The organism is Polymorphobacter megasporae (assembly GCF_018982885.2).
GTDB lineage: Bacteria > Pseudomonadota > Alphaproteobacteria > Sphingomonadales > Sphingomonadaceae > Polymorphobacter_B > Polymorphobacter_B megasporae.
Window position 1 is genome coordinate 2,176,296 of sequence record NZ_CP081848.1, and the last position, 12,626, is coordinate 2,188,921.

Genomic DNA, 12,626 nt, shown 5'->3' on the forward strand with positions numbered 1-12,626 from the left:
TTCGCCGGGATGACGAAATCGAATGCGGCGGCGGCGTTACGGCTTCCCCGTAAACAAAGCCTTCGCCAGCATGACATGCACCCCCTTGTTGTGGTCGACCAGCTCGGTGACCTCGACATCCCCCGCGACGCTGATCAGCATGTACGCATCGTCGCGGCTCATGTGGCGCGCGCTCACGAGGAAATCGATCATGTTGCGCAGCGCCTTGCGCGTCGCGTTCGACAGGTCGTCGTCGAAGCCCATCGCAATGTAGTGCGTCGGCGTCTCGGCGCGCGGGTAGGGCGACAGCTCGTGTTTATGCAGCACGAAAGTCAGCGTGCCGACGAGCGAGGTCTCCATCGCGGTGATGTCGACCTCGCCGTTGCCCTGCCCGGCGTGGCCGTCGCCGATCTCGAACAGCGCGCCCGCCGCGTGGACCGGCAGGAACAGCGTCGTCCCCGCGACGAGCGAATGGTCGTCCATGTTGCCGCCGTTGATCGTCGGCGGGGCGCTATCGTAGCGGCCGAACGCGGGGGGCGGGGCGACCCCCATGCTACCGAAGAACGGGTGGAGCGGGACCTCGATGCCGGGGGCGAAGTTCGCCACCATCCGCTTTTTGTCGAGCGGGATGATCTTGATCCGCGAGTAAGGGAAGTCGTCGGTGAGGAACCCCGCGCCGTAGCGGAAGGCGTTATACGCATAGGGAATCGCGAGCTCGACCTTGTCGATGCGGACCTCGAGCGTGTCGCCCGGCTCGGCCCCCTCGATCGCGACCGGGCCGGTGAGGATGTGGCCTCCCGGGCCGCGATCCTTGACCTCGTCGAACACCTTGCGGAGGCTCGGCTCGACCGCGTCGGGGGCGACGCCGGCCTTTTCGAGTCCGGCCGGGCTGCTTGTCAGCAGCGTCTTGAAGACGACGGTATCGCCCGACTTGATTCGCAGCACCGGCTTCGCGGCGGCGTCGTAATTGCCCCACGCGACGGTCTGCGGCGTCGCCTCGAGGGTGAAGGTCTCGGCCGTGGCCGCGCTCGCCGTTCCCGCCAGCAACACCGCCGCTACGCATCGCCACATCGTCATTCGGAACACCCCTGCATCGCCGCTCAATTCAATGCCTTGATGCCGTAATCGATCGTCTGGAGATAGCGCGGCGGCTGGCGCGCACCCGCCGCCTGCTCATAGGCATAGCCGTAGCGGAGCAGCGCCGCGTCGCTCCACGCCGTCCCGATGAACGACAGCCCGACGGGCAGGCCGTTCGCCAGCCCCATCGGCACGGTCAGATGCGGATACCCCGCGACCGCCGGGGGCGACCCCGCGCCGCCTCCGGCGAAGTGATCGCCGAGGACCGGGTCGATCAGCCACGCCGGCCCGAGCGTCGGCGCGACGAGGACCGAAACCTTGTTGTCGGCGAGCAATTTGTCGATCCCCTCGGGCCCCGCGAGGCGGTGCGCCTCGGCCTCGGCCTTGAGGTAGGCGGGGTCGGCGAGGCCCTTGGTCTGCTCGGCGATCTCGAACAATTCCTGCCCGAACAGCGGCATTTCGGTCGCGGCGTGCGCGGTGTTGAAGGCGATCAGGTCGGCGAGCGTCCGGCTCGGCACGTCGGCAGCCTTGGTCGAGGCGAGGTAGGTCGCCATGTCGGCCTTTAGCTCGGTCATCAGCACGATCTGCTCGAGGCGGCCGATCTCGCCGTCCTTGTCGTGCGGCGGCTTGGTGATCTCGACGAGCACCGCGCCCGCCTGCTTCAACTTCGCCAGCGCCGCGTCGAAGGCGACGTCGGTCGCCGGGTGGAAGCCGGCGGCATAGCGCAACACGCCGACGCGGACGCCCTTGAGCGCGTCGGGGCGCAGCCCGCTCGCGAAGTCGGTGCCGATCGCGTCGGCGCGCGCAGTGGCGGGGTCGGCGGGATCGCTCCCCGCCATCGCACCGAACAGCAAGGCCGTGTCGGTGACAGTCCGCGCCATCGGACCGGGCGTGTCCTGGCTGTGGCTGATCGGGACGACATAGGTCCGCGAGATCGCGCCGACGGTCGGCTTCAATCCGACGAGCCCGTTTATCGCCGCCGGGCACGTCACCGAGCCGTCGGTCTCGGTCCCGACCGTCGCGGCGGCGAGGCTCGCGGCGCCGGCCGCGCCCGATCCCGCGCTCGATCCGCAGGTGTTGCGGTCGAAGGCGTAGGGGTTGCGCGCCTGTCCGCCGACTGCGCTCCACCCGCTGATCGAATGCGTCGAGCGGATGTTCGCCCATTCGGACAGGTTGGTCTTGCCGAGGATGATCGCCCCGCCCGCACGCAGCTTCGCCACCAGCGGCGCGTCGCGGCCGGGCATGTTCTTCGCCAGCGCGAGCGACCCCGCCGTCGTCGGCATCGGATCGGCGCTTTCGATGTTGTCCTTGATCAGGATCGGCACCCCGGCGAGCGCGCCCTGCGGTTTCCCCGCGCGCCGTGCCGCGTCGGCCGCCTGTGCTGCCTGCGCCGCGTTCGGATTGAGCGCGATGACGGCGTGGAGCTTCGGATTAAGCGCCGCGATCCGCGCGCGGTATTGTCGTACCAACTCGACCGAGGTCACCTTGCCCGCGGCAAGATCGGCCTTGATCTGGACGACCGACTTCTCGGCAACGTCGTACGCCGCGGCGGGCACGGCGGCCGCGAGCAGGACGCCGCCGGCAATGAGTGCGCGCAGGTTCATCGACTTCTCCCAAGGCTTCGTCGTGCCGTGAGGAGCGCCGCGCTCATGCCCATTGCCTGCCCCCTGACGGCGGCAATCGTCATGCGGCAGTGCCCGCCTGCCAAGCGCAAAATCGTCGCAGGCGACGCGAACTCAGCGGTCGACCGACACCCGGTAGACCATGACGTGCCGGTACGGGTGAGCCGGATCGACCCGCGCCGAGACGAACTTCGGCTGGTTCGGCGCGTCGGGAAACTTCTGCGGCTCGAGCGCGATGCCGTCGCCCATCCGGTACAGATGACCGTGCTTGCCGACATAGGTGCCATCGAGGAAATTGCCGGTGTAGAATTGCACCCCGGGCTCGGTGCTCAGCACCTCGAGCGTCCGCCCCGACGCCGGATCGTGGAGCCGCGCCAGCAGCTTGGGCTCGGCGGTCAGCCCGGCATCGATTGCGAAATTATGGTCATAGCCCTGCCCGAAGCGCATCTGCTGGTCGCGCCCGTCGCGCAGTCCCTCGGCGATCAGGCGCGGCTTGCGGAAGTCGAACACCGTCCCCGCGACGGGCATCAGTGCGCCGGTCGGGATCAGGCTCGCGTTGACCGGAGTGATCGCCGACGCCGGGATCGTCAGGACATGCTGCGACGTCCCCTGCGGCGCGCCTTCGCCCGCAAGGTTGAAGATGCCGTGGTTGGTCATGTTGACGATCGTCGGCTTGTCGGTCGTCGCGGCGAAGGTGATCGTCAGCGCCCCCGCCTCGTCGAGCGCATACGTCGTCGTCACGTCGAGGTTGCCGGGATAGCCCGAATCGCCGTCAGGGCTGCGGTGGGTCAGGACGACGCTCGCGACCGGCCCGCTGGTGATTTTGGCGACGTGCCACGCGACCTTGTCGAAGCCCTTGCCGCCGCCGTGGAGCGAGTTGGTCATGTCGTTGAGCGGGAGCTGGTAGGTCTTGCCGTCGAGGACGAAGCGCCCGCCGGCGATGCGGTTGGCATAGCGCCCGACCGTCACCGCGAAGTAGTTCGGGTGATCGACGTACGACGCGAGCGCATCATAGCCGAGAACGATGTCGGCGAGCTTGCCGTTGCGATCGGGCGCGAGCAGCCCCTGGAGCGTCGCGCCATAGGTCAGCACCCGCGCGCTGACGCCCTTGGCGTTGGTCAGCATGATCAGCTCGATCGGCGTGCCGTCGGCGAGCGTGCCCGCGGGCGCGCGCTGCGCCTCTACCGCCCCGGCGGCGACCGACAGGGAGAGCGCGGCGGCGATGGCCCCAAGCGACAGGGCGTGCTTCGCGTGCAAATTCCGCATATCATCTCCCGCGCGGCGCGAGCGTTCGGCGTTGACGCTCTGGCCGACGCTATATAGTCGGACAATTGGATCAGCGGCAAGATCGACCCGGAGAAGGTCGCAGGCCCGCAAACTTGGAGGGGAAAGACATGGCGCTTCCGGTCACCACGGCGGGCGCAACCGCGACGAGCGGCGCGGCGTCAGGCATGACGACATCGAGCGGCGCGGCGATCAATCCGCGCCCGATCCTGACATTGCTCGCCAGCCTGTTCTTCATGTGGGGCTTCATCACCGTCATCAACAATACGCTGCTGCCGCACCTGCGCGCCGTGTTCGACCTCAATTACACCCAGACGACGTTGATCGAGAGCGTCTGGTTCATCGCCTATTTCTTCGCCTCGATCCCGTCGGCCAAGCTGATCGAGCGCGTCGGCTATCAGCGCGCGATGGTCATCGGCCTCGGCATGATGGCGGCGGGCGCACTCGTCATGGTCCCCGCCGCGCGGATTCCCTCGTACGGCGTGACGCTGTTCGCGCTGTTCGTCATCGCCAGCGGCATTACGCTGCTCCAGGTCGCGGCGAACCCGTACGTCGCGGTCGTCGGCCCGCCCGAAACCGCGTCGTCGCGGCTTAATCTGGTGCAGGCGTTCAACTCGGCGGGGGCGACGCTCGCCCCGTTGTTCGGCGGCTACCTGATCCTCGGGCGCTCGACTTCGGGCACCGCCGCGGCGGGGAGCACCGCGGTCCTGACCCAGGCCGAGCGGATCGCCGATGCGCATGCGGTGGTGCTGCCGTATCTCATCGTCGCGGGCATTCTCGTCGTCCTCGCGGTCGTTATTGCGCGCTTCCCGCTCCCCGCGATGGGCACCGCGACCCAGCGCTCGGGCAAGGAGGCGCGGCGCGGCCAGTCGCTCTGGGCGCACCGCAACCTCGTCTTCGGCATCCCGGCGATCTTCATCTACCTGATTGCTGAGATCGGCGTCGCCAACCTGTTCATCAACTTCGTCAGCCAGCCCGAGATCGGCAACCTGACCCACGAGCAGGCGTCGCACTACCTGTTCCTGCTGTGGGGCGGGATGATGGTCGGGCGGCTCGTCGGCAGCGCGGTGATGCGCACCATCCCCGCCGAAAAGGTCCTCGCCTTCGCCAGCACCGGGGCGTTCGTCGTGATGATCGTCGCGACGTTCACGACCGGCCACGTCGCGATGTGGGCGCTGATCTCGGTCGGGCTGTTCCACTCGATCATGTTCCCGACGATCTTCACCCTCGGCATCCGCGGCCTCGGCCCACTGACCGAGGAGGGCTCGGGCCTGCTGATCATGGCGATCGCGGGCGGCGCGCTGGTTATCGTGCAGGGGTGGCTGGCGGATACATATGGATTGCAGAACTCGTTCCTGCTGACGGCGGCGTGCGAGTTGTATGTGCTGTTCTATGCGGTGTGGGGGGCGCGGGTGACGGCCGCGCTGCCGGAGCCGGTGGTGGGGGTTTAGCCTCCTTATCCTCCCCTCCCCTTCAGGGGAGGGGCCGGGGGTGGGGGAGTCACCCCAAACACCACAGGCCGTAACTTCCTCACCCCCGGGCCACGCCAAGCGGCGCGTCTCTCGCTCCTCCCTTGAAGGGGAGGGGAAGCAGCTAGCCCTCGTCCCCCAGCCGGCTGATATCGTCGAGCGCCAGATCCACCAGCACCCGCATCGCCCTGCTCGCGTCGCCCGCATCCCCCGCGGCGATTGCCTCATACACCCGGCGGTGGTCGGGGATCGGGTTTCGCGGCAGCGCGCGGGCGCGTTGTTTGAAGACCGTCGTCCAGTTGACCGCGGCGCCGATGCTCGAGCTCAGCACGATCAGCGCGTCGTTCTTCGTCGCGGCTAGGATGGCGGTGTGGAAATCGCGGTCGGCGGCGCGGCCGAGGTCGCTCGCGAGCGTGTGGCGCGACATGGCGGCGAGGGCCTCCTTGATGAGCTTGACGTCGCTGCGGTCGCGGCGCTCGGCGGCGAGGGCGGCGGCGGCGGGCTCGACGATCGCGCGGAGTTCGAACAGGTTGCGGATGAAGCGCATGTCGGGATCGCCGGTGAACGCCCATGCCAGCACGTCGGGGTCGAGCAGGTTCCAGCGGTTGCGCGGCAAGACGCTCGTCCCGGCCTTGGGGCGGCTTTCGACGAGCCCCTTGGCGGTGAGGACCTGCACCGCCTCGCGGTATGCGCTGCGCGAGACGTCGAGCTCGCCCGAGAACGCGACTTCGCCCGGAAGGCGGTCGCCGGGGGCGTAATGGCCCGAGACGATGGCGACGCCGAGCTTGTGCGCGATCGCGCCGTGCAGGCGGCGCCCGGTGCCGCGCGGGCTGCGGACCGCGTCGTCGGCGGCAGTCGGGCTCGCCAAATCGGTTCCGACGACAGCATCATCGGTGGTCAGGTTGGTCGAAGCATCACCGATGCTGAGGTCCTGCGCGCTGTCGGTGCCGGCGTTGACCGCGTCGGCGGGGACTGTGCTGACGGGGGCATTGCGGGCAGGGCCGTCGCTGGCGAGATCGGCGGGCGGCTTGGCCACGGATCGGGTCCCTTCGCTCGGGCTGGCAGGTTTCGATGCGACCGCACGGCGAGAAATCTTGCCTTCGCGAGCCGCGGACCTTATTGTCGGACTATTAAATCTCAATCCGTCAGGTGACAATATGGCTTCGGCATCCTTTCGCTCGATCGCCGCCGATAGTGGTGAGCCCGTCGGTCCCGAATATCACGTCGACGGCCCCGCAGAGGTCGCCGCCGCGTGCGCCGCCGCCGACGCCGCGTTCGACGCCTACCGCGAAACCGGCACCGCCGAGCGTGCCACCTTCCTCCGCCGGATCGCGACCGAGATCGAGGGCCTCGGCGACGCGCTGATCGTCCAGGCGATGCTCGAAAGCGGCCTGCCGCGCGCCCGGCTCGAGGGTGAGCGCGGGCGCACCGTCGGCCAGCTCCGCCTGTTCGCCGGTGTCGTCGAGCGCGGCGGTTGGCTCGGGTTGCGGATCGACCCCGCGCTCCCCGACCGCGCGCCGCTGCCGCGCCCCGACCTACGCCTCCGCATGATCCCGGTCGGCCCCGTCGCGGTGTTCGGCGCGAGCAACTTCCCGCTCGCCTTCTCAACCGCGGGCGGCGACACCGCGTCGGCACTCGCAAGCGGCTGCACCGTCGTCGTCAAGGGCCACCCGGCGCACCCGGGCACCGGCGCGATGGTCGCGGGCGCGATCGCTGCCGCGGTCGCCGCGTGCGGCCTGCCCGAGGGCGTGTTCTCGCACCTCCAGGGGCCCGGCACCGCGCTCGGGACGGCGCTCGTCCAGGACCCGCGCATCGCCGCGGTCGGCTTCACCGGCTCGCGCACCGGCGGCCTCGCTCTCGTCCGTCTCGCACAGGCCCGCACCGTGCCGATCCCGGTCTATGCCGAGATGAGCAGCGTCAATCCGGTCGTGCTGTTCCCCGCGGCGCTGGCGGCGCGCGGCGCGGCGCTCGGCACCGCATTCGTCGGTTCGCTGACGATGGGCGCGGGGCAGTTCTGCACCAACCCGGGCCTCGTGCTGGCGATCCCCGGACCGGGCCTCGACGCGTTCGAAGCGGCAGCGCGGACCGCGATGGCGGCGGCGAGCGCGGCGACGATGCTCACCCCCGGCATCCACGCCGCGTACGAGCAGGGCGTCGCGCACCTGCTCGCTCATGACAATGTCGAGACGCTCGCGCAGGGCGCGTTGGGTGAGGGCGCGAGCCGTGGCCGTGCGGCGCTGTTCGCCACGGGTGCGCCCGACTTCCTGAGCGACGAAAGCCTTGGCCATGAGGTCTTCGGCGCGGCATCGCTCGTCGTCCGCTGCGCCGATGAGGCTGAACTCGCGAAGGTTCTCGCGACGACCGAGGGCCAGCTCACCGCGACGCTGCAGATGGACGCCGACGATGTGCCGATGGCCTCGCGCCTTTTGCCCGTTTTGGAGCGCAAGGCAGGCCGAATCCTCGCCAATGGCTGGCCGACCGGGGTCGAAGTTGCCCACGCGATGGTCCACGGCGGGCCGTTCCCGGCGACCTCCGACGGCCGCACGACGTCGGTCGGCAGCCTCGCGATCGACCGCTTCCTCCGCCCGGTGTGCTACCAGAACCTCGCCGCCGAGCTGCTTCCGGCGGTGTTGCGCGACGACGGCGCGATGGCGTTCCCGCGCCTGATCGACGGCATCGCGGCGTAGACGCATGACGCTGCGCCTCCTCCAGCATCGCAGCGCCAACGGCACCAGGTCGGTGATCGCCGCAACTGACGACGGTGCGGCATTCGTCACCGGCGTCGACACGGTCCGCGCGCTCGCAACGCGGGCAATCGCCGCCGGGGTCGACCTCGCGGCGATGGTCGCGATGTGCGGCACCGGCGCGGCGGTCGATATCGTGGCCGCGCTCGCGGCGGGGGAGCTGCTCGCCCCGATCGACCACGACAATCCGGCGCATCTGCTGATGACCGGCACCGGCCTCACGCATCTCGGTTCAGCCGAGGGGCGCGACCAGATGCACCGCGCGGCGGCAGCGGCGGCGACCCAGACCGATTCGATGCGGATGTTCCTCGAAGGCGTCGAGGGCGGCAAGCCCGCGCCCGGCGAGACCGGGCAGCAGCCTGAATGGTTCTTCAAGGGCGACGGCACGACCCTCGTCGGACCGGGCGGGGACCTGATCTCGCCGTCGTTCGCACAGGACGGCAGCGAGGAGCCCGAGCTTGCGGGGATCTACCTGATCGGCCCCAACGGCACGCCGTTCCGCCTCGGCATCGCGCTGGCGAACGAGTTCAGCGACCATGTTACCGAGCGGCACAATTACCTGTGGCTGGCGCATTCGAAGCTGCGCCCGGCGGCGCTCGGCCCCGAACTTCTCGTCGGCCCACCCCCCGCCAGCGTCGCGGGAACCAGCCGGATCGTCCGCGATGGCGCGGTGCTGTGGGAAAAGCCGTTCCTCAGCGGCGAGGCGAACATGTCGCACAGCATCGCCAACCTCGAAGCGCACCACTTCAAATACCCATTGTTCCGCCGCCCGGGCGACGTCCACGTCCACTTCTTCGGCACCGCGACATTGTCGCTCGCCGACGGGGTGCGGACGCAAGTGGGCGACGTCTTCGAGATCGAGGCGCCGCCATTCACCCTTCCGCTGCGCAACCGCCTCGCGGTCGCCGACACCGCCGCCGACATTGCCGTCTACGTGCTGTGACCGGTGCGCCGATCCGCCTCGCCGTCGTCGGCCTCGGCAAGATCGCGCACGACCAGCACCTCCCCGCGATCGCCGCCAACCCCGGGTTCGACCTCGCGGCGACGGTCAGCCCGCATCATGGCGGCGTCGCTGGCACGCCGCATTTCCCGAGCCTCGGCGACCTGCTCGCGGTCGGGCCGGCGATCGACGCGGTCGTCCTCTGTACCCCGCCGCAGGTGCGCTATGACCTCGCGGCGCAGGCGCTGGCGCGGGGGCTCCACGTCTTCCTCGAAAAGCCTCCCGGCGCGACGGTCGCCGAGGTCGCGGCACTGTCCAATCAGGCGCAGGCGTCGGGGGTGACGCTGTTCGCCGGCTGGCATTCGCGCTTCGCGCCTGGGGTCGAGCCGGCGCGCGAATGGCTGGCGGGAAAGCGGCTCGACCGCGTTGCGATCGTCTGGCGCGAGGATGTCCGCGTCTGGCATCCGGGACAGGCGTGGATCTGGGAGCCCGGCGGTCTCGGTGTGTTCGATCCGGGGATCAACGCGCTGTCGATCGCGACGCATATCCTGCCGCACGCCTTCTTCCTGACCGCCGCGACGCTGTCGATCCCGGCGAATCGCGCCGCGCCGATCGCCGCCGACCTGGTGTTCCGCGACACCGCCGGCACCGCGATCACGATGGACCTCGATTTCCGCCAGACGGGTCCGCAAAGCTGGGACATCACCGTCGACACCGACGGCGGCACGCTGACCTTGTCGTCGGGCGGCGCGGTGCTGCACCTGCCCGACGCGACCATCGCACACGACGAGCGCGAATATCCGGGGCTGTACGCGCGCTTCGTCGACCTGATCCGCGACCGCCGGAGCGAGGTCGACACGCGCCCGCTCCAGCTCGTCGCCGACGCATTCCTTCGTGGCAGACAACAGATTGTCGAGGCATTCGATGACTAAGGCACCGACCCTACGCGTATTGGCTGGGATGCTGGCGATGGCGTCCGCGCCGGTCCTCCATGCCCAGACCGCCGAGCCAGTGCCGCCGACCGCCGAGCTGACGATCCACGCCGACCAGCCCGGCCCGGTATTCAGCCGCCAGATCTTTTCGCAGTTCGCCGAGCATCTCGGCACCGGCATATACGGCGGGCTCTGGGTCGGGCCGAAGTCGAAGATCAAGAACACCCGCGGCTTCCGCAACGACGTCGTCGGCGCGCTGCGCGACCTCGCGGTGCCGGTCGTCCGCTGGCCCGGCGGGTGCTTCGCCGACGAATATCACTGGCGGGAGGGCGTCGGCCCGAGCGCCAAGCGCCCGGTCAAGATCAACACCAACTGGGGCGGCGTTACCGAGCCGAACGCGGTCGGCACGCATGAATTCATGGACCTCGCCGAACAGATCGGCGCCGACGTCTATATCTCGGGCAATGTCGGCAGCGGCTCGCCGCAGGAAATGGCCGAGTGGGTCGAATATATGACCTCGCCCGCCGGCAGCCTCGCCGACGAACGCGCGCGCAACGGCCACAAGGCCCCGTGGAAGGTCGCCTATTTCGGGATCGGCAACGAACTGTGGGGCTGCGGCGGCAACATGCGCCCCGAATACGCCGCCGATGTCACGCGGCGCTATGCGACGTACATCAAGACGCCAGCGGGAACGACGATCCAGAAGATCGCCAGCGGCGCCAACACCGACGATTATGCGTGGACCGGCGTGATGATGCGCGAGGCGTCGAAGCAGGTCGATGCGGTCTCGCTACATTATTACACCGTCCCCGGCTGCTGCGGCTGGCCGCCGAAGGCCTCGGCGACCAAGTTCGACGAGGCGGGCTGGGCCGAGACGCTGTCTGATACCGGGCGGATGGACGAGTTGATCACCAAGCACGCCGTCGAGATAGACAAGACCGACCCGGCGAAGAAGACGTGGCTCGCGGTCGACGAGTGGGGAACGTGGTACGCGCCCGAGCCGGGGACCAACCCGGGGTTCCTGCAGCAGCAGAACAGCCTGCGCGATGCGCTGGTCGCGGCGGTCAACTTCAATATCTTCGCCAAGCATGCCGACCGGGTGCGCCTGACCGCGATCGCGCAGATGGTCAACGTCCTCCAGACGATGATCATGACGAAGGAGGACAGGATGGTCCTGACCCCGACGTACCACGTGTTTGCGATGTACAAGGCGTACATGGGGGCGACGGTGCTGCCGCTCGAGCTCAAGTCGCCGTGGTACGCCAAGGACCGCTGGACGATGCCCGCGGTCAGTGCGTCGGCGGTGCGCGATACCGGCGGCGCTGTCCATGTCGGCCTCGCCAACCTCGATCCCAATCGCGCGACGACGGTGAACGTGCGGCTGCCGGGGCTGGCGGCGACGGGGGTCAGCGGGCGTATCCTGACGGCGCCGGAGATGACCGCGATCAACACGTTCGATCGGCCCGACGCGGTAAAGCCGGCGGCGTTTAGCGGGGTGGTGCTGGCGGGGGATGCGCTGCGGGTGACGCTGCCGCCGAAGTCGGTGGTGATGCTCGATCTGAAGTAGCGAGCCGCTTCTCCTCCCCTGAAGGGGAGGGGAGGAGAAAGACGCGCTCAGCGCCCACCCCGGATCAGGTGCAGTGCGACACAGCGAGATGATTGAAATGGCTCCCCGGGTAGGATTCGAACCTACGACATTTCGATTAACAGTCGAACGCTCTACCGCTGAGCTACCAGGGAACGGAGCAGCGGCTATAGCGATGCCGGTTCGGCGTAACAACCCCTGTCGGCGCTTCGCCGGACGATGGTAGCGGTTAGTTTTCGAACTGCTCGGTAAAGATGCGGTCGTCGAGCGCGTGGCCGGGGTCGAACAGCAGATCGAGCGTGACGCTGCGGTCGCTAACGATCCGGACCGAAGCGACGTCGCGGACCTCGAGTTGGTCGGCGACCGCGCTGACCGGGCGCTTCTCGCTTTCGAGGATGCGGATTTCGATCAGCGACGCCTGCGGCAGCAGCGCGCCGCGCCAGCGCCGGGGGCGGAACGGGCTGATCGGGGTCAGCGCGAGCAGATCGGCCTGAAGCGGGAGGATCGGGCCGTTCGCCGACAGGTTGTACGCGGTCGACCCTGCCGGGGTCGCGACAAGGACGCCGTCGCACGACAATTCGGGCATCCGCACTTTGCCGTCGACGCTGATCTCGAGCTTGGCCGCCTGCCGCGTCTCGCGGAGCAGCGACACCTCGTTGATCGCGGGCGAGATCGTCATCGCACCGCCGACGGTTCGCGCCTCCATTGACAGCGGGTGGAGCGCGAAGGCGCGTGCGTCGGTCAGGCGACGCGGCAGGTCGTCGACGCGGAACTCGTTCATCAGGAAGCCGACCGAGCCAAGGTTCATGCCGAACACCGGGCGCGGCTGGCGGGCGTTGAGCGCGGCGTGGAGAACCTGGAGGAGGAACCCGTCGCCGCCCAATGCCACGACGACCTCGGCATCGCGGATCGCGGTCCAGTCGTACAGCGGGCGGAGCAGCGCTTCCGCGGCGTGCGCCTGCGCGGTCGGTGAGACCAGCAGCGCCATCCGCGA

General features: G+C 69.1%; 10 protein-coding genes and 1 tRNA gene. 5 read left to right on the plus strand and 6 right to left on the minus strand.

What is annotated here, in order from left to right:
• Nucleotides 1-36 precede the first annotated feature (36 nt).
• From KTC28_RS10340 to KTC28_RS10350, 3 genes are all read right to left on the minus strand, one after another.
• Nucleotides 37-1,056, minus strand: a complete 1,020-nt coding sequence (locus KTC28_RS10340) for an acetamidase/formamidase family protein (RefSeq protein WP_255601910.1) — start codon at nucleotides 1,054-1,056, stop codon at nucleotides 37-39.
• A 23-nt stretch (nucleotides 1,057-1,079) separates the two neighbouring features.
• A complete protein-coding gene (locus KTC28_RS10345) occupies nucleotides 1,080-2,660 on the minus strand; it encodes an amidase (protein ID WP_223132235.1) in 1,581 nt (526 codons plus the stop codon).
• A 132-nt stretch (nucleotides 2,661-2,792) separates the two neighbouring features.
• Nucleotides 2,793-3,944, minus strand: a complete 1,152-nt coding sequence (locus KTC28_RS10350) for an aldose epimerase family protein (RefSeq protein ID WP_216710845.1) — start codon at nucleotides 3,942-3,944, stop codon at nucleotides 2,793-2,795.
• A 185-nt stretch (nucleotides 3,945-4,129) separates the two neighbouring features.
• Here KTC28_RS10350 and KTC28_RS10355 point away from each other — a divergent pair, with 185 nt between their 5' ends.
• Nucleotides 4,130-5,413, plus strand: a complete 1,284-nt coding sequence (locus tag KTC28_RS10355; protein ID WP_255602433.1) for a sugar MFS transporter — start codon at nucleotides 4,130-4,132, stop codon at nucleotides 5,411-5,413.
• A 142-nt stretch (nucleotides 5,414-5,555) separates the two neighbouring features.
• Here KTC28_RS10355 and KTC28_RS10360 read toward each other — a convergent pair whose 3' ends face one another.
• Nucleotides 5,556-6,299, minus strand: a complete 744-nt coding sequence (locus tag KTC28_RS10360) for a FadR/GntR family transcriptional regulator (protein ID WP_255602435.1) — start codon at nucleotides 6,297-6,299, stop codon at nucleotides 5,556-5,558.
• Between the two features lie 289 nt (nucleotides 6,300-6,588).
• On the opposite strand from KTC28_RS10360, the gene KTC28_RS10365 reads away from it, so the two are divergent.
• The 4 genes from KTC28_RS10365 to KTC28_RS10380 are packed head-to-tail and all read left to right on the plus strand — an operon-like array spanning nucleotide 6,589 to nucleotide 11,614.
• Nucleotides 6,589-8,118 carry an aldehyde dehydrogenase (NADP(+)) gene (locus KTC28_RS10365; RefSeq protein WP_216710843.1) on the plus strand — a complete coding sequence of 510 codons (1,530 nt, stop codon included), beginning with the start codon at nucleotides 6,589-6,591 and terminating at the stop codon, nucleotides 8,116-8,118.
• A gap of 4 nt (nucleotides 8,119-8,122) precedes the next feature.
• Nucleotides 8,123-9,118: an AraD1 family protein gene (gene araD1, locus KTC28_RS10370; protein WP_216710842.1), complete on the plus strand. Its 996-nt coding sequence runs from the start codon at nucleotides 8,123-8,125 to the stop codon at nucleotides 9,116-9,118.
• Nucleotides 9,115-10,047 carry a Gfo/Idh/MocA family protein gene (locus tag KTC28_RS10375; protein WP_216710841.1) on the plus strand — a complete coding sequence of 311 codons (933 nt, stop codon included), beginning with the start codon at nucleotides 9,115-9,117 and terminating at the stop codon, nucleotides 10,045-10,047. The genes araD1 and KTC28_RS10375 overlap by 4 nt, the downstream gene beginning before the upstream one ends.
• Nucleotides 10,040-11,614 carry an alpha-N-arabinofuranosidase gene (locus KTC28_RS10380; RefSeq protein ID WP_216710840.1) on the plus strand — a complete coding sequence of 525 codons (1,575 nt, stop codon included), beginning with the start codon at nucleotides 10,040-10,042 and terminating at the stop codon, nucleotides 11,612-11,614. Before KTC28_RS10375 ends, KTC28_RS10380 begins: the two co-directional genes overlap by 8 nt.
• A gap of 98 nt (nucleotides 11,615-11,712) precedes the next feature.
• On the opposite strand, the gene KTC28_RS10385 is transcribed toward KTC28_RS10380, so the two are convergent.
• Both KTC28_RS10385 and KTC28_RS10390 read right to left on the minus strand, forming a co-directional pair.
• A tRNA-Asn gene (locus KTC28_RS10385) sits at nucleotides 11,713-11,787 on the minus strand.
• Nucleotides 11,788-11,861: 74 nt separating this feature from the next.
• Nucleotides 11,862-12,620 carry an NAD kinase gene (locus KTC28_RS10390; protein ID WP_226895926.1) on the minus strand — a complete coding sequence of 253 codons (759 nt, stop codon included), beginning with the start codon at nucleotides 12,618-12,620 and terminating at the stop codon, nucleotides 11,862-11,864.
• Nucleotides 12,621-12,626: the final 6 nt, after the last annotated feature.